The sequence below is a fragment of the Paenibacillus sp. TSA_86.1 genome, from assembly GCF_052691815.1.
Genome location: NZ_JBQZGE010000006.1, coordinates 46,482 through 62,934 on the forward strand (window position 1 = coordinate 46,482; position 16,453 = coordinate 62,934).

Annotated in this window: 17 protein-coding genes and 1 tRNA gene; 12 read left to right on the forward strand and 6 right to left on the reverse strand. The window is 41.6% G+C overall.

Annotated elements, in window-relative coordinates:
• Positions 1-58: 58 nt before the first annotated feature.
• The gene (locus ACUTVW_RS14360) at positions 59-412 is read right to left on the reverse strand and encodes a helix-turn-helix domain-containing protein (protein ID WP_445646449.1); all 354 of its coding nucleotides are present in this window, start codon (positions 410-412) and stop codon (positions 59-61) included.
• A 165-nt stretch (positions 413-577) separates the two neighbouring features.
• Here ACUTVW_RS14360 and ACUTVW_RS14365 point away from each other — a divergent pair, with 165 nt between their 5' ends.
• From ACUTVW_RS14365 to ACUTVW_RS14385, 5 genes are all read left to right on the forward strand, one after another.
• Positions 578-1,381 carry a DNA-binding protein gene (locus ACUTVW_RS14365; protein ID WP_445646450.1) on the forward strand — a complete coding sequence of 268 codons (804 nt, stop codon included), beginning with the start codon at positions 578-580 and terminating at the stop codon, positions 1,379-1,381.
• Positions 1,382-1,574: 193 nt separating this feature from the next.
• A complete protein-coding gene (locus ACUTVW_RS14370) occupies positions 1,575-2,858 on the forward strand; it encodes a WXG100 family type VII secretion target (protein ID WP_445646451.1) in 1,284 nt (427 codons plus the stop codon).
• Between the two features lies 1 nt (position 2,859).
• Entirely contained in the window at positions 2,860-3,351 is a 492-nt protein-coding gene (locus ACUTVW_RS14375; RefSeq protein WP_445646452.1) for a hypothetical protein, read from the forward strand.
• Between the two features lie 21 nt (positions 3,352-3,372).
• Positions 3,373-3,774: a hypothetical protein gene (locus ACUTVW_RS14380; protein WP_445646453.1), complete on the forward strand. Its 402-nt coding sequence runs from the start codon at positions 3,373-3,375 to the stop codon at positions 3,772-3,774.
• Positions 3,775-3,798: 24 nt separating this feature from the next.
• Positions 3,799-4,197, forward strand: a complete 399-nt coding sequence (locus tag ACUTVW_RS14385; protein WP_445646454.1) for a hypothetical protein — start codon at positions 3,799-3,801, stop codon at positions 4,195-4,197.
• A gap of 765 nt (positions 4,198-4,962) precedes the next feature.
• On the opposite strand, the gene ACUTVW_RS14390 is transcribed toward ACUTVW_RS14385, so the two are convergent.
• The 3 genes from ACUTVW_RS14390 to ACUTVW_RS14400 form a co-directional block, all read right to left on the reverse strand.
• Complete coding sequence (locus ACUTVW_RS14390) at positions 4,963-5,193, reverse strand: glutaredoxin family protein (protein ID WP_445646455.1); 231 nt, start codon at positions 5,191-5,193, stop codon at positions 4,963-4,965.
• A 605-nt stretch (positions 5,194-5,798) separates the two neighbouring features.
• The gene (locus ACUTVW_RS14395) at positions 5,799-6,341 is read right to left on the reverse strand and encodes a sigma-70 family RNA polymerase sigma factor (RefSeq protein WP_445646456.1); all 543 of its coding nucleotides are present in this window, start codon (positions 6,339-6,341) and stop codon (positions 5,799-5,801) included.
• Positions 6,342-7,210: 869 nt separating this feature from the next.
• Positions 7,211-7,339: a hypothetical protein gene (locus tag ACUTVW_RS14400; RefSeq protein WP_445646457.1), complete on the reverse strand. Its 129-nt coding sequence runs from the start codon at positions 7,337-7,339 to the stop codon at positions 7,211-7,213.
• Positions 7,340-7,502: 163 nt separating this feature from the next.
• On the opposite strand from ACUTVW_RS14400, the gene ACUTVW_RS14405 reads away from it, so the two are divergent.
• Both ACUTVW_RS14405 and ACUTVW_RS14410 read left to right on the forward strand, forming a co-directional pair.
• Positions 7,503-8,210 carry a hypothetical protein gene (locus ACUTVW_RS14405; RefSeq protein ID WP_445646458.1) on the forward strand — a complete coding sequence of 236 codons (708 nt, stop codon included), beginning with the start codon at positions 7,503-7,505 and terminating at the stop codon, positions 8,208-8,210.
• A gap of 787 nt (positions 8,211-8,997) precedes the next feature.
• Positions 8,998-9,501, forward strand: a complete 504-nt coding sequence (locus tag ACUTVW_RS14410) for a hypothetical protein (protein WP_445646459.1) — start codon at positions 8,998-9,000, stop codon at positions 9,499-9,501.
• Positions 9,502-9,839: 338 nt separating this feature from the next.
• Here ACUTVW_RS14410 and ACUTVW_RS14415 read toward each other — a convergent pair.
• Both ACUTVW_RS14415 and ACUTVW_RS14420 read right to left on the reverse strand, forming a co-directional pair.
• Positions 9,840-9,910, reverse strand: a tRNA-Cys gene (locus tag ACUTVW_RS14415).
• A gap of 30 nt (positions 9,911-9,940) precedes the next feature.
• Positions 9,941-10,882, reverse strand: coding sequence for a S8 family peptidase (locus ACUTVW_RS14420; protein ID WP_445646460.1), 942 nt, complete (start codon positions 10,880-10,882; stop codon positions 9,941-9,943).
• Between the two features lie 424 nt (positions 10,883-11,306).
• Here ACUTVW_RS14420 and nikA point away from each other — a divergent pair, with 424 nt between their 5' ends.
• Genes nikA through ACUTVW_RS14445 form a run of 5 tightly spaced genes read left to right on the forward strand, consistent with a single transcriptional unit; the run spans position 11,307 to position 16,279 of the window.
• Positions 11,307-12,872 carry a nickel ABC transporter substrate-binding protein gene (gene nikA, locus ACUTVW_RS14425; protein WP_445646461.1) on the forward strand — a complete coding sequence of 522 codons (1,566 nt, stop codon included), beginning with the start codon at positions 11,307-11,309 and terminating at the stop codon, positions 12,870-12,872.
• Positions 12,872-13,819, forward strand: a complete 948-nt coding sequence (nikB, locus tag ACUTVW_RS14430) for a nickel ABC transporter permease (RefSeq protein WP_445646462.1) — start codon at positions 12,872-12,874, stop codon at positions 13,817-13,819. Before nikA ends, nikB begins: the two co-directional genes overlap by 1 nt.
• Positions 13,816-14,670, forward strand: a complete 855-nt coding sequence (nikC, locus tag ACUTVW_RS14435; RefSeq protein ID WP_445646463.1) for a nickel transporter permease — start codon at positions 13,816-13,818, stop codon at positions 14,668-14,670. The genes nikB and nikC overlap by 4 nt, the downstream gene beginning before the upstream one ends.
• On the forward strand, positions 14,667-15,467 hold the full coding sequence (locus ACUTVW_RS14440) for an ABC transporter ATP-binding protein (protein ID WP_445646464.1): 801 nt from the start codon (positions 14,667-14,669) through the stop codon (positions 15,465-15,467). Before nikC ends, ACUTVW_RS14440 begins: the two co-directional genes overlap by 4 nt.
• Positions 15,464-16,279 (forward strand): ABC transporter ATP-binding protein, encoded by an 816-nt coding sequence (locus tag ACUTVW_RS14445; RefSeq protein ID WP_445646465.1) that lies wholly within the window; start codon positions 15,464-15,466, stop codon positions 16,277-16,279. The genes ACUTVW_RS14440 and ACUTVW_RS14445 overlap by 4 nt, the downstream gene beginning before the upstream one ends.
• The last annotated feature ends 174 nt before the right edge of the window (positions 16,280-16,453 follow it).

Consider the following 16,453-nt stretch of genomic DNA (forward strand, 5'->3'; position numbering starts at 1 on the left):
AAGAGTGGAGAAAAAGGCTCCACTCTTGGAAAGAATATGTATGATATACATGTTCAAATTAACGTTCATCTGAAAGCTTTTTGGCATTTTCAATGGATATCAGAATTTCCTTGTTAATTCTGGTTAAAGATTCGATTTGTTCCGCATGTTGACCGCTAACTAAAGTCATATGCTCGTCTAAGGCTCTTCTGTACAAAGAGTCTTCTTTGAATTTAAAAAGTTGCTCGGCAGGAACCTGAAAGCCATTTATGATCTTCTCGAGCGTCTCCAAGGAAATGTTGCGATCTCCTCGTTCAACTCCACCAATATAACTGTAATGAAGACCCGCGGCTTCAGCCAGTTGTTCCTGAGTCCAGCCCTTGACCTTCCTTAATTCACGAATCCGATTACCAACAGCTTCTGGTAAACTCATTTGATCACCTCCACTTAAGGTTAGAAGAGGATATAAAGTCATGACAGACTAACGGGTGTGAAATAAATTCAGTTATAATAGTACTTATTAGTACAATTTATATTGATCTTCTTTTTGTTTATCTATACAATAATTTCAAATGAGCTAATAAAAGGAGGCCTCCCTTTGCGATCATCAATCCTGAAATCACTCAAACCGGACATTATTGTTGATATGCTCGATATGGCTGTGGCATTTGAAAATTGGAACAAGGTGCTGGAGACAGCGGACGTGTTGTACCAGTGCGCGCAGTGTATATATGAAGAACGGGTGGAGTGTCAGGAGGAAGGTGGGTCTAAACTTCATTTACGTACTGAACGTCTATTGGTTTATTACATAGGATGGAGTCATATGATGCGAGGGATGGCTTTTCAGAAGCTGGGGCAGATCGATCAGGCGCGAGCTTGTATCCGGCAGTATGCAGCATTGGGGTGTATGGAAGGATTGGATGAGGCAGAGCTGCAAGTTGTGCAGGAGTTCAAACGTAAAGCTGAAATAAATCGCTATGCACTTGAGATTGAAATAGGACAGGTCGAACTGCTGGAAGGCTATGTGAACCTGTTGCTGGAGAGTCCGGAGGAACGTTTGTCAGGGTTGAAGGTGATCACAGAGGCCGCGGTGCGGCAGGGGTGGCGGATTGATTTTATCATACAGATGCTTGAGGAGAAGGTTGATGGGTCGGGAGTGGGGATAGATTCGTTAAACAACGATGATATGTACCACTATTGTTACCAAAGGGCTTTATATGAACAGTGGATGGGAAGGCCGCAGGAGGCAGTGGAATTTATTTTGAAGGCGATGTGTATAGCGGACAGGCTGGGGATGGAGAGGCATATTATCAAGTGTACAGTGGTATTGGAGTCGTTGCGAGAAATAGCGACGGAGGAGCAGATTGAGCGGTATCGGGTGTTTTTGGCGGGGATAAAGTAGGGGGCGTTATTGGGTTTACTGAAAATGGTAGGATGTGCTTGGATGTGGGTATATGCATATAGGACTATAGCACCGATGAGTGGTGTGTCAGATGTCGGGGTATAGGTAAATTCAGGATGTTAGCCGGATGGTTTTACATATTATACTTCTGCTAACATAGGATAATCCTATTTCAAATGAGCGGAGAAAGCGTATGAGTACAATCAAAGTGACCCCTGAACAATTACATCACGTATCCAATCAGGTGGATCAGGCGAGACAACAGTTGGAGCATATCCAGGATAACCTTTCAAGGCAGATCATGTTTCTTCAGGCTGTATGGCTGGGTGTGACGCAGGAGCGTTTTTATGGTGATTTTGCACGGTCACGTCCTGTATTACAGAAAGCACTGGAGAGCATGTTGTATACTTCGAAAGAGTTAAAGGATATTGCTACGAGGTTTGAGCAGGCAGATGCCGAGAAGGGCAGTCTGGGTGGTGTTATTGGTGCTGTGGGTGCGGCAGCGATGATGAAGAGCTCGGGGAGTGGTGCGGGTTCGGAGGATAAAGGCTACCGGATGGCGCAAGTGAATATGTACGGTAGGCTGATGTGGATGCCAGTGAACGAGAATGGTGTTCCAGATCAAGCTTCTTTGCAGGCGTATCAGAAGGATCAAGGGCATGTAGATATCAATCGGATGCAAGCAGGCCATGCAGAAGATCTGGGGGTAGATCTTAATGCCTTGCAGATTGAAGCCTATGAAAATCGAATTCATCCTTTCACAGGCGAGCCAGTGAATGATCGATATGCACAGATGATGGTGACTTCTCTGAAGTTCAGTCAGATTTTAATGGCTTTTCAGATGGTTCGCGGAAGTATGCCGGGACGCAAAGGCCCGTTTCGCTTGCCTTCATCTCATCCGGCGGTGGCGAAGATGAAGAAGAATTTGGAGGATGTGAAAAAGAATAGAGGTAAGGCTCAAGGGGATACAACAAAAATCGCAAAAACTGAAACTTTAGTTAAAGAAAAAAATAAAACAACATACAAAAACTTGGCTGGGACTGAACTAACATGGGTAGATCATCATCCAAAGAATATTAATCGTGATGTTGATAACTTCCTCGGTAGCTCGAATGTTGGTAAAGCAACGGAAGCCAAGGTTGCCAATTTTGTCAGAGAAGAAACTGACGTTGTTGGGTTTGGTTTAAAAATAATGAAAAAGGATAACCAGCCTGCAGGAGATTTAGATGTTGTTACAAAAGATGCAATAATCGAAGTTAAAGCATCTGTCAAAGCCGTAGATTCTGAACAATTTTTGAAAATGACTCAGCGTGACCATCCTGACTTTTTCAATCCCGAGAACAAAAAAGTCATTTTATATATTGATAAGCCGATCCAAAAATTAAGGAATGAACATGAAGTCATGTTAAAAGATATTGAGTCCTATGGAGTTACGGTTGTTAATTCGCTGGATAAATTAAAGGAGGCAATGAAATAGCATGGGAACAACAGCTTTTTTTCTAACGGAGCGTGAAAAGTATTCACCAGAAAAGTTTTTATCTGACACTATTATTGCTGTGTTTCAATCAGATCATAGACTGATTTTTGATAATCATAAACATAGTAAAAATGGGAGGTTTTCTTCAACAACCATGAATGTTCTAAGTCATTCGTACAATAGTGTTGAGAATAACCACCAATTTATTCTATATGTAAAGGCAAAAGAAAATAAAAGTGTTTTATTTCATGATTACGAAGATCTGAATTTAGACCCTAAACAGGATCTCATTCGGGTAGGTACAATAGAAGAGGTATTTGGTGCAGAAGAGGTTATTTTTCAATTTGTTTATGAATATTTGAAGCTTAACCAATCGGACTACTTTTGGGTAGCAGATTACGACTGGGTCTACACATGGGAAGATATTAAGAAACTAAACTCCATGTCCTACGACTCAGACTGGTGTTATAAAGATCCTAAGATGATGGGATAGATCAAGGAAGGATTAGTTTAAATGAAAGAGAGAATTAATCACACCTATTATGTTGTATATGAGGGACAACCGGAAATTTCGTTTTTCTTTGAGAGTCCTATTGAAAAGCATATTCTTAAAATGTGGAATGGGTATTTTGAGACGCTACTTGATCTTATGACTCAGTACGCCCCTTCTGATGAATATATATTACATGAATACTGTGCTCATGAAGGGTGGTACGATGAGAGTCCTTGGGAAATACAAAACATTGATGCGGCTATTCGTTTATTCGAGTCTTTTGATCTTAATAAAGCCAGTGGTGAGCAACTAGAACAAGTAAAAAACATCGTTCCTGACATTCCAGGAGTAGCACATCAGATAACGGCTTTTCTTGAAAAGGCCAAAACAAACGGATGCAAAGCATATATTGAATATGATTGAGTGGAACCGGAGTGTGCTCAAAATATGTTCGCGATTTCGTTTAAAGCCATAGATGATTTGGACTCGTTAGAGCAAATGTCTGCAGAGCAGTTTGATCAGGCCAAACAAGATATAGATGGAATGATTGAATTGGATTTCAACGGAAGTACGTATGGCATGTTTTTTGATGATTGCCCATTCGGTAATGAGAGACTCATCAGATGGTTTGCTGACTTACTGACGGTGGCTCAGATGATAGGTGTGAATCCGTACGTCGCTTATCGAATTCCTGATAGTGCTAATCTATGGTTGGAGTTTAAAGCACATGGAGAAGAACTGCTAGTTAGCTTAGTGGAAGATACGGATCGTGAAGTTATTTGGACTTATTTATTACTGAACCGCTTGAGGAATTCAAGTACTCAACATGGAGTGGGGTTTCTATAAATTTGGAGTCGTTTGTCAAAGAAATCATACGTAATACACATCTGTTTCTGGATTTCATCTCTGAACTCAACGCTAAACTACTGAAAAGTGAGAATGTTGCAAGAATGAATGCGAAGTTATCTGATTTAGAGCCAGAATCCTCAACGTGAAATATATCAGCAGAACTATATATGCACCAAGAAGTTATCAAGATAATGCGAAAGAGCGATTCTTCATATGAATGATCCCGTGATTGAGAAGTATAGAGAGGAACTAATTCATGTTTTAAGCCAAAAGGCATTACAGTTATTTTCGCTAGAGACCCGTATGACATCCAAGGATAATCACTATACATTAATGAATGCTAAATTTTTCTTGTATTTTACAGCCTGAGGATGTATCAGTGAGTTTTACACGGAAAGAGTTAGTCTAAATATTGGCTACAACTTATAGATATCAGGATTCTCTCGGCAACTGGAGTTAATTTTAAGCTGGCTAACAGTCAGACTGCAGAAAGATCCTTCAGATAAACTATCTGTCGGTGCTATACTTTTATCAAGTTGTCTATGATAGTTTATTACGCTTGAGAATAACAAGCACTGCGTCTCCTGCTGAACGTGAGAAGGTTGTAAAAGGGATACAATAAGATGGTTCGATATCCCACAAGAGAATTAAGTAGTACGAATGCCGAGAAATGTAGGTAATTTGATGTATGACTGTTTGTTACTTTGATGAGAGTATAAAAAAAGTGAGTTCATGATAAAATCAATCCCTCACTTGAATATATTATATTAATTTTTGCAATATGTCGGTATTGAAACCGATTACTGACTGTTCATACCCATTCTCATCGATCACAACTGTAAAGGGGAAGCCTTGAATAGAATCTCGAAGGCCTGTATCCACAATTTCGGTATAACTTACCTCACTAAATTCAATTTCTTTTTCCTTTAACCATATTTTCATCCGGGTACAGTAGATACAGTTTGGCGTAGTATAAACAATCAATTTTTTCATTTTTTTAATCCTCCTATTGAAATAATTATTAAAGAAGAGATAAGTCATGGCGGAATATATGTTAAAGTGTCGAGTAAATCTTAAAATACAACTACTTTACTTAAAATGACCTAGAAAATTTCAAAGTGTTAAGTTGCATTTGTTATAATCCCTAATAATTATATAGCCATATCTGTTGCAAAAGCCCATAAATAGATAAATATTGCACAAAAAATCTGCTCTGAGCTATAGCAGTTGGGTTATGTAATTCAATGAACTGGGGACTTTTGCTTTGCCCTTAAAGTAGAAATTTTACTTGTAAATAGTACTTCAATGAATTCAATTATCATTAATTCTCAGGTTAACTGCTTAAAAAACATTCAAACATTATAAGAATCTCTGCTCTCGTTTACAAATTCTATAAAGCCAGGGACTTTTTCGATGTCATATCTATATACAGCTTCGATAATCTTCATTTTAATTTCTTGTTGCAGATCATTTCGATTTTGTAGATGAGTTTAAACTTTTTTGAAGTTTGGGATTAAATTTCACAATGATCGTTTCCATGGCTTGAGTATCATTTTGCTTTGCTTGCTTTAGTAAATTTAACAAACAATCCATTATTTTTACTCATCCTTTCTTTGTTCAATATAGTTCTTAATTTTTTTTAAAGCTTTTGTACGCAGTTTTGATACAGACTGTTGAGAAACATTATTTGTTCGAGCGATTTGAGTATCTGATAATTCCATAATGTAAGCTTTAACTAAAATCTCTTTTTCTTTCTTGGTTAGCTGATGTATAGCTTTAAACAATATGGGATCAGAAAATAATTCTCCGAGGCTAACCTCCTTCTCATCATTTTTGACTGTATTTTTTTCTAATAAATACGAATTTTCTTGATTGTCCAACACGAGTACAGATCTTTGACTATTCTTTCTTTCCTTTCTATCGAAATCGATTGAAGCAAAGCGAATTAAAGATAGGATGTAAGATGTAAAACGAATCTCAAAATAAAATGAGCGAAAACATTCATCCAGTTTTATCATATTTTTTGAAGTTGGATAGTTTATATAGTCAAAAATCAATTTTTTATGCTTGTCATTATCCATAAAGTCTTTTAAAATTGGATTTTTTTTTTGTTTTTTAATCAAATCATCTAAGTTATTCATAAAAATTCCTCCTAAATGAATATATATATATTTAAGTGGTGCAACTCAATGGATTAACAACCATAAAAAAGAAATATGAGAACTTATGTTCCTATTATAGTGATTTTTACTGAAAAAAAAAACCTTCTACTGTGGAAGGTTTTTTAGTTATCCAATTAATGAGCAACCTTTCTTATTTATCCTTACAAATGTTAGTAAAATAATGCCCGCATTGTTCTGGGGTAAAATTACAGATGCAAATATTTACTCCTAGCGAGTCATAACATTCACTTTCAATTCTCTTTAGATGGCGCGCATAATTCTCGCAGATCTCTTGGTAGAACTCCAAGTCAATGGGATCAATCATATTAACAATTTTATTGCTAAGTGCCAATAATTCTAATCTGAAAAAAAGATGCCTCTTTCTCCAATGGCTTAAACTCTTATCCATTTAAAATCCTCCTTACTATTTCTATGATAAAGTGAAGAGTACGCTCTCTTTCACAACTCGTTGTATAAACTATTTTTCTCACACATGTAGTTATTTGCATTTAGGATTTCAGTATTTACAGAGCTAAACGACAGTAGCTTCAAAATCTAGCTGCGCTCCTCGTGCAAGTCTGAACTAAGTTTTATAGATATTAAGTTCCTGCTATCTCAGATATTTATGTTCTTCTACAACTGAAACACGACAGGTGTCTTTCTCCATTTCATAATGTATCGAGTAAAGGTTTAACCTTCTTTGATGGCATAAAAAAATCCCCTCCATTTTTCACTGTCTACATTGAGGGGGTAATTCGATAAGAATCAAGTTTTCAGACGAACTTGATTAAGATTTTTCGTCTAACATATGGAGGGAATGCGTTTTCAAAAATTGAAAGAATTAATAATTAGTTTAACCTTATAAAGTTACTTTTTATTCCAAAATACAAAAGGATCCCTGCTGCTACAAAAGTGACTGCAAGTAATAATCCACCAAAAATGATAATCTTGTCAGTGGTATTCCACTTCTTTCCCATTGTAATCCACTCCTTGCTTTCAATTTTCAGGAATCTTTAGACCTGATTATAGCACATACTCTGTTTTTTTTCTTACGGTTGTGATTAGAAATTCTGGTGACACTTTAGTTTTTGAATCAAATGTTAAAAGCGTTTGGTCAATAAAAAAATGAGGTGATAAGAAATGAAAATCATTAACAACCTGCAACAAACTCCTGAAAGAACGGAATCACTGTTTCATGATCTGTTGAATACTACCCAGTTTGGGAAAGTCAATGAACAGACGAAAGTAAACCTTCTAAATGAATACCCTGTTGAGAAGGTATCGTATCAGATGACATTAGTATATGAAGAACAGCCATCTGTGCAATTAGAAATTTTGTTTGTAAAATACAACGGAAATACGGTGCTTTCCTTTGAACGGGTTATTAATGGCACATCTAAACGTTCTCTGGTGGTGACGGGATACTTTGTTGAAGGTAATAATCTTAAGCAGATTGAGGTCCAAGCTAACAACGAAATTTTAGTGACAGAGAGTACAGCGGGTGATAATATTTTTTCTTTTATGAACTTGATTCCGGAAGGTTCAGAAATGAAAGTACAAAGTATATTTGATGGAGTTGGTTGTTTAGTTTTCCGTGATGATAATAATAAATCTCATATTTATAAGCACTGTGGTAAAGGGTGTGGAGATGGATCATCAAGTGGTGGAGGAACTCCAATTAATACTCTTGATTACTGTTGTCGAGCACATGATCGTTGCTATTCCAACTTTGGTTTTGATGATTGCGGTTGCGATTCGGAGCTTGAGAAATGCTCAAGAACTGCAACTGATTCACCGGGTTGGCGCTCTGTTTATATGTGGGCAGGAAGCAAAAGTTGTAAGAAGTAGTTTGATTGAATCGAAAAGAACGCTGAGACTTCTCAGCGTTCTTTTTTCATTGCACCAAATTCACATCAATAGCTTTCTAGGCCTAAATTAGAACAGCTAAATAAAGTAACATCGAGGTAAATATAAAAGACTCAGGTTATGTATGTCGACCTAATTTAATATCTAACCGCCTCTTTTGATGCAATTGTCAAATCGATGACTTTGTATCGCTCTCCTTAAACTTTGGTGCTTTAATAACCTCAGGAATCTATTTTAAATTGTGCAATTGGAGCGAATATCATCTCCACCTCACTTTCCTCTCTAGGATTAACTCAAGCATTTGAACGGTTATTCGATATATAAATTTCAGTAAATTCTATTTTCGTTCAGCAAAACATTTATTTATGGCTATATCTGGGTTTAACACCTAGTCGAATGTATAACAAGAAGGGTGCAGTATAAACTGCACCCTTCTTAACTCTCAAAAGTTAAACTTTTAACATCCGCAACGTTGAAAAACTATATTCCCGTTGGGAGGGAGGATTTTAAATATTCCAGAGCAACCTTCATTATGTTGACAACAACTCCGCTCTTTAAAACATGTGATTTCTGCTTGTGGCTTTACGATCTTATCCTTGAGTGTCTTTTCCATAGTATACCTCCGTAATATATTTTAATTTGTACACTTAATAAAGTGTTGTAAGTGAGACTGATAACAACCTTGTTATATTGCTGTGTTGAAAATAATAAATTATACACAAATACCAATTTATGATATAATAAATCGCTACATATTAGGGGGGGGAGTATGACAATGTATTTCCGTTGTTTCGTATTATCTTTTATATTCATATTTTTCATCGTTTTAGCGGGTTGTAATACTTCTGAAGAAAACTCTGCAATTAAGACGGCAAGAGGATACAAAACAAAAGAGTTTAATATAGACCTTCTTAATGCCTCTAGTCCTGAAGGTATAGAGAAACAGATGCAGTCTACAGAATCTTACTTATCAGAGGAATACTATCTGAAACAATATGATAGTAAGAATATTGCTTTACCTTTACAAATTGCAAAAAAAGAGCAAGCATCACTCTCTACAAAAGATTTGAAGCTTAAGGTGAAAAAAAATAATGGTGAAAATATCACCTTAGATTATAGGTTGAGGCTACAATTAGAATATAAGGAAGCTCATAAGGTAGATAAAATTGATATAAAGGGAGTATTAACTTTAGAAGAAATAAACGGAACTTGGTTAATAAAAAATGATGAGTATAATATTAAAGACTTAAAGAATTTGCTTACTTCCAAATAAAGAGGAGCACACATAGTTTGTGAGCTCCTCTTCTTTATATGTGAATTACTTCATTTGGGAGTTTTAAGTGGGCTATCTTTCTTAACTTTGTGAATCAGACTTAATGTTATTAAATTCTTGTATAGTACTATTCAGTTTATTAACAGAATTGTCAAGCCGATCTAATTTTTCTCCCAAAGTTTGCAAAATGTAGCGGATCAGTATAAAACATAGTGAAACAGGGAAGCCAACATTAGCGATCAATGATACTATCTCCTCAGCACTCATTCGTTTCCTCCCTTCTAAGGGATTCTAAAACTCTCTTTTGAGTTTCCATCTACACCCTCAACTTAATAATAAGGGGATACCCGGATTTGAACCGGGGCTCAAGGTTTTGCAGACCATTGCCTTACCACTTGGCTATACCCCCATGTTAATTGTTGACGGATGCTAATACCAATCACAATGTTATTTTGTTTGCATAATCTGAAAATTTGCCGAGTTTATTATGGTCTAGTGAAAGCACTCTAATGTTTTGTTCTGTAATAATAGTTTGTTTTTTAAGCTCTCTATAGAGTCTGTCCACAGATAAGTTCTTTCCTAACTTCTGTAAGATCAAGGCTGCTGCGCCGGCGACATGTGGTGCAGCCATAGAGGTTCCTGTTAACTGAGCATACATTCCATTGGGAACAGTTGAATAAATTTGTGTGCCTGGAGCATATAAGTCTACTTCATCATTTGTATTACTGAATGCAGCTACTATTTTTTCATAATCTACCGCTCCGACAGCAATGACTTCTGGATAATAAGCAGGATAGAGTATCTCATCAGTATCCAGATTCCCATCACCATAATTTCCTGATGAGTTTACTATTAAAATATCATTTTTAACCGCTACTCGTATGGCTAAATGCAGCATAGGATCTGGTTCAGCTCCGCCAAAGGACATGGTGATTATTCTCACCCGTTCTTGATTTGTCCCACGCCAGTAAATTGCATGGAAAATTGCTCTGATAACGTCATTGTATGTTCCTGAGCCATCACCTGAGATCACTTTTAGAATCAGCAATTTTGCTTCAGGAGCAACACCTACAATTCCCTTACCATTGTAAGAACCCGCAATAATTCCAGCTACATGAGTACCGTGCTGTAAATTATCCTCAAAAATTGAACTATCTCCTTTATAATCTGAGGTGAAATTATATCCTCCGATAATTCGATCTTTCAAATCAGGATGATCTGATTGACAACCACTATCTAGTACTGCTACTACAATACCCTTACCTGTTATTCCTTTACTCCAGAAGGTTGGAGCCCCTATAAATGAAATCCCTTTTGGAACTTCAGTATGAGAATCGGAGTTATTATCTAAATGATATTTATCGAGAGCTAATTTAGTCATTTCACCGCCTCCTTTTTGGATGAAAAAGATATATAACATATAGTGAATGATCAGAATAATTTCACAACTTTTAGAAAATGTTTGTTAAGAGATATTTATAGTCGATATGTAATACCTTAATATATAATTGACAGTTCTCTTATTCTCATATTTATAAATTTTCGAGTACGGAATACATAGCCATTGAAATGCCGAAGGCTACTGGTCATCTACTTGAAGACTACGAAACAGGCTTGTAGAACAGCATATGAAACAAAAAAACATACCCAATCCGCTCTCAATCGAGAGACGGATTTTTTTGCGTCCAATCAACCAAAAATATCTTGTCAAAACGTAATCATTACGATAAGATAATACTCATTGTTTAGATGATAATGATTACGATTAAAAACCATATGAAAAAGAATGAGAGAGGGGCATGACCTTGTTTACGAAAAAGAAGCCTTTGCTGGCGCTAATCTCCTTGGCCCTGAGTGCGGCAGTGTTACTCACCGCTTGTGGAGCATCCACATCTAGTCCGGCAGCGCAAGGCGATACCAATACTCAAGGGAATAAGAACGTTCACTTCCTATATAACTTCTCCACCAGCTCACTTGATCCACATATGGATTCAAGTTATGTGCCGCTGCGTGCGGGCATTACGGAAACGCTCTTGCGTCTGGATGAGGACAATCTGACCGTTGCACCGTGGCTCGCCGAGAGCTGGGAGAGTAAAGATGGTCAGCACTGGACGATTAACTTGCGAGACAATGTGACCTTCCAGAACGGCAAACCGATGACAGGCGAAGCGGTTAAGGCATCCCTGGAGCGGTCGCTGAAAGAGAACGTAGCCATCCAAAATACATTGAAGGTGGATACGATCAAAGCCGAGGGGAACAAACTGGAGATCACAACGACTGAGCCGTTCCCGGAATTCGCATCCGAGCTGGTTAACCCGAACACGGCGATCATTGATGTCAGTGAGCCTGATATTGTGAACAAGCCTGTCGGTACAGGCCCGTTCAAACTGACTTCTTTTACGGCAGGCAGCAAGCTGGAGCTGAGCCGCTACGATGCATATTGGGACGGTGCTTCGCCGCTGGATTCCGTAACATTTTCGTTCAATGAAGATGCCAACGCACGTTCGCTTGCACTGAAGTCCGGTCAAGTAGATGTTGTCTACCGCCCGGAAGTGGAAAGTCTGGAATCTCTCAAAGCCATCGACGGGCTAAAAGTTGAGTCCACATCTACGTTCCGCGTGCATCAGTTAACGATGAATATGCAGCGGGAGAGCATGAAGGATGTGAATGTCCGCCGAGCGCTCGATGCGCTGATTGACCGGAAAGGCATTGTCGATACGATCCTGCTTGGCTACGGTGAGCCTGCCATTGGCCCGTTTCTGCCATCACTGCCTTTTGCGCCTAAATATACACATACAACAACAGAAACCGGCCCGGATGTGGCTGTAAAATATCTTGGTGAAGCTGGCTACACCCAGCAAAACGGTGTGATGGCCAAGGACGGTAAACCATTGAAACTGACGCTGCTCACCTATTCGTCACGCGCCGATCTGCCGCTGATTGCACAGGTATTCCAGTCGGATGCGAAAAAGATCGGAATCGATGTACAGATTCGTCAGATTGATGCACCGGAAGAATACATGGCTTCCAACCGGGACTGGGACATCGCTACATACAGTAATCTGACCGCTCCACGCGGGGATGCGGGTTACTATCTGAATGCGACATATCATCCGAAGGGTGCGCTGAACTTCAGCGGATCGGAAGACCCGGCACTGACCAAGATCATCGACGAACTGAACCTTACCGTTGAACCCCAGAAACGCGCGGAGCTGGCAGAGAAAGCAGCGAATTATGTACATGATAACGTGCTGAACTCCTTTGTACTGCATCCAGCAACGATTGTGGCCTACAACGGCAAGAAGGTGAAGAACTGGGTCACCACGCGCAGTGAATATTACATGATTACAAACAAGCTGGATGTGATGTAATGTTTCGCATTTTGCTTCGCAAGTTTCTAGAGGTATTTGTATTCCTGCTCTTCATTATGTTTGTAAGCTTCCTGTTCATCCGGCTTGCTCCCGGCGATCCGGTGCTGACCATCCTGAATGTTGAGGAATTATCGGTGAGCAAGGAGCAAGTCGAAGCACTGCGCGAGGAGATGGGCTTTAATGACTCGCTTCCCGTGCAATTTGGCCGCTGGCTGCTTGATTTTGTACGGATGGACTTTGGTGTGTCCTATTCAACAGGTCAGCCGGTAATGCAGACACTGATGCGCGCACTTCCGGCAACAGCGGAGCTGACGATCGGTTCACTGCTGGTCATGCTGATCGTGGCCATCCCGCTGGGCTCCCTGTCGGCACTCTACCGGGGGAGGTGGATCGACCAGGGCAGCCGCATCTTGTCGATCCTGGGTGCAGCTGTGCCCAGCTTCTGGCTGGGACTGATCCTAATTGACCTTTTCGGCGTGCGATTTGGCAGTCTGCCCACGATGGGACGAGATGGATTCACCTCACTTATTCTGCCTTCGCTGACGCTGGGACTAGCCATCTCCAGCGTTTATGTACGTCTTTTACGTTCTAGCCTACTGGACTCTTTGAGTCAGGAATTTGTGCGCTCTGCCCGGGCCAGAGGGCTTTCGGAGGGGCGTATTTTCTTCCTACATGCTTTCAGACACAGTCTGCCTCCGGTGATCACCGTATTTGGGGTCAGTCTGGGAAGTCTGATTGGCGGCGTTGTGGTGATTGAAGTGCTGTTTGCTTATCCGGGCATCGGCAAGCTGGTGGTTGATGCCATTCGCCAGCGCGATTATCCATTAATTCAAGGATACATCCTGATCATGGCGGTTGTCGTGTTTCTGGTGAATACCGCAGTTGATCTTTCATATCGTTATCTGAACCCCGAAATGAAACTGAAGGAAAGGGAGGCCCACCGATGAAAACAATGCCCCTGCGCATGCCGTCAACTAAAATAAAAAAGCACAGCTGGCAGGCCATCATCGGCATGCTGTTTGCACTACTCGTTATCGCGACCTCCCTCTATACCTTTCTATATCTGAAACATGATCATACCCTCACCGACCTGCGCAGCAGGTTGCAAGGAATGAGTGCACTTCATCCGCTCGGAACCGACCATCTAGGCCGTGATGTGCTGACACGCCTGCTGCTTGGCGGTGGTCAGACCTTGGGTTACAGCCTGCTTGCGCTCGGCGCAGCACTGCTCATCGGCATTCCTTTTGGCCTGATCGCAGGGTACAAACGCGGCTGGATCGACAAGCTGTTCATGCGTATTGCGGATGCGTTTCTGGCTTTTCCGGACACCATCGTGGCGATTGTGCTGAGTGGTCTGCTTGGTGCGGGCATTGGCAATCTGGTGCTGGCCATTGTCATCGTGAAATGGGTGAGTTATGCACGTTTAGTTCGAAGCACAGTCCTGTCTGAGTCGCAAAAGGATTACATCCGTGTAGCTCGCACGAACGGTCTGTCTGATGCACGAATCATGACCAAACATCTGCTGCCGCATATTGCGGGTCATGTGCTGGTACTGGCGAGTCTGGATCTCGGTAAAATCATCCTGCTGATCTCATCCCTGTCCTACATCGGACTTGGCGCACAGCCGCCGACACCTGAATGGGGAGCGATGCTGAATGACTCACGTCCATACTTCCAATCCAGACCTGAGCTAATGATCTTCCCGGGTCTCGCTATTGTATCGGTTGTGCTGCTGGCGAATATGCTGGGTGACTACCTGAGAGACCGGTTCGATGTGAAAAAGGAGGTGCAGTCATGATTCTCTCCACCCAGGAGCTGAGCATCTTCAGCCAAGAGCGGACGATTGTGGACAGCGTGTCCCTTGCCGTCCGCGAAGGGGAATTCATGGCGCTGGTCGGACAGAGCGGCAGTGGCAAAAGCCTGCTCTCGCAGGCCATCGGGCAGCTACTGCCGTCCAACCTGCGTGCATCTGGACGTATCCTGTTCGAAGGCAGCGACCTGCTCGAACGGAAACCGAAGGAGATGCGTGCACTACGTGGACGCGATATCTCCTATATTTTTCAGGATTACCAGGGAGCGTTCACCCCTTTTCGCAGTATTGGCGGACACTTTGATGAATATCAGAAGGTACACGGAGAGAGGTCTGCTGCGATCCGTAAAAAGCGTGCCGCAGAAGCGCTGGAATCTGTCGGACTCAGCCCCGAGCTGCTTCGCCGCTATCCGTTTCAGCTGAGCGGCGGTCAACTACAGCGAGCATCGATTGCTACATCGCTGATGCTCTCCCCACGTCTGCTCATTGCCGATGAAGCAACGACAGCGCTGGATAGCATGTCCGCGCATCGCGTAATGGAACTGCTCGCACGTAAACAAGCCGAGACGGGCTGTGCAATCCTGTTTATTACGCATGATTGGCGGCATGTGCGCCGATATGCGAATCGTCTGGCTGTTATGAAAGAAGGGCAGATCGTGGAATCGGGTGGTAAACACCGGATTCTGGATCATCCCCAGCATGAATATACACGCCAATTAATAGAAGCCGCTCCTATACTGAGCAGCGAGTTGAAGTCTGGTTTGAAGGAGGTGGGTGCGGAGTGAGAAGCACAGTAAATGACAGGGGTGAGCGATTAAGCCCATCAGATCGCCAAGTTGTGTTACATGTGGAAAAGCTCACCCGCACCTATGCTGGTGCGGAACATCCCGCCATCAACGATATTTCTTTCACGCTGAATCATGGCGAATGCCTGGGTCTTGTCGGAGAGAGTGGCTGTGGCAAAAGCACACTGGCCCGCTGTCTGCTACGCATTGAGGATGCGGATCATGGCTCAATCCAGCTCGGCGGGCAGGACATTGCCCGGCTGGATGGACGCCGTTTGCGACCACACCGTCGCAAGATTCAGATTGTTTTCCAGAATCCTTCAGCTGCACTGAATCCGAAACTTACCATTGGAGCATCCTTGATCGACCCTTATGAGCAACTAGGCCGGGATGCCAAGCTGGCACACTTCACCTATACATCGAAGGAAGCCTACATCCGCCAGCTGCTAGAGGCAGTAGAACTTTCGGGTGAACTGGCGAACCGCTACCCACATGAGTTAAGTGGGGGACAGCGGCAGCGTGTTACTATTGCACGAGCCATCGGCATTGAGCCGGATGTTGTTGTGCTGGATGAGCCGACTGCCAGTCTGGACGTCATTTCACAGGGCGCGATTTTGCAATTGCTCACCGATCTGCGCACATCGCTTGGCCTGTCCTACCTGTTCATCTCACATGATCTGGCCGCGGTTCACCGGATGAGCCAGCGGCTTATCGTGATGCAATCTGGGGAGATCGTAGATCGTTTTGGCGCGGATGCGTTGTTTGCTGAGGAACGCCACCCATATACGAAGGAACTAATTTCGATATTCTGAGGACTCAGCGCGTATGAGCATGTGAACTGACTTCTTACTATAATAAGAGCCGTTATGCGAGGGTTATCATGCATACGGCTCTTTATGCACCCTTTTACACAGATCATCATAGGCTGATGAACGGGTTCTTATGCCAACCATCGCGGAGTTCCTTCTTTGCTTTGAACAAATAAA

Bases quoted from the DNA above. Each gene is read 5' to 3' on its own strand.
- ACUTVW_RS14420 (WP_445646460.1), bottom strand. From the start codon at position 10,882: ATGACTAAATTAGCTCTCGATAAATATCATTTAGATAATAACTCCGAT.
- ACUTVW_RS14380 (WP_445646453.1), top strand. From the start codon at position 3,373: ATGAAAGAGAGAATTAATCACACCTATTATGTTGTATATGAGGGACAA.
- ACUTVW_RS14395 (WP_445646456.1), bottom strand. From the start codon at position 6,341: ATGAATAACTTAGATGATTTGATTAAAAAACAAAAAAAAAATCCAATT.
- ACUTVW_RS14440 (WP_445646464.1), top strand. From the start codon at position 14,667: ATGATTCTCTCCACCCAGGAGCTGAGCATCTTCAGCCAAGAGCGGACG.
- ACUTVW_RS14405 (WP_445646458.1), top strand. From the start codon at position 7,503: ATGAAAATCATTAACAACCTGCAACAAACTCCTGAAAGAACGGAATCA.
- nikB (WP_445646462.1), top strand. From the start codon at position 12,872: ATGTTTCGCATTTTGCTTCGCAAGTTTCTAGAGGTATTTGTATTCCTG.
- ACUTVW_RS14360 (WP_445646449.1), bottom strand. From the start codon at position 412: ATGAGTTTACCAGAAGCTGTTGGTAATCGGATTCGTGAATTAAGGAAG.
- ACUTVW_RS14375 (WP_445646452.1), top strand. From the start codon at position 2,860: ATGGGAACAACAGCTTTTTTTCTAACGGAGCGTGAAAAGTATTCACCA.
- ACUTVW_RS14400 (WP_445646457.1), bottom strand. From the start codon at position 7,339: ATGGGAAAGAAGTGGAATACCACTGACAAGATTATCATTTTTGGTGGA.
- nikC (WP_445646463.1), top strand. From the start codon at position 13,816: ATGAAAACAATGCCCCTGCGCATGCCGTCAACTAAAATAAAAAAGCAC.
- ACUTVW_RS14370 (WP_445646451.1), top strand. From the start codon at position 1,575: ATGAGTACAATCAAAGTGACCCCTGAACAATTACATCACGTATCCAAT.
- ACUTVW_RS14410 (WP_445646459.1), top strand. From the start codon at position 8,998: ATGACAATGTATTTCCGTTGTTTCGTATTATCTTTTATATTCATATTT.
- ACUTVW_RS14385 (WP_445646454.1), top strand. From the start codon at position 3,799: ATGTTCGCGATTTCGTTTAAAGCCATAGATGATTTGGACTCGTTAGAG.
- ACUTVW_RS14390 (WP_445646455.1), bottom strand. From the start codon at position 5,193: ATGAAAAAATTGATTGTTTATACTACGCCAAACTGTATCTACTGTACC.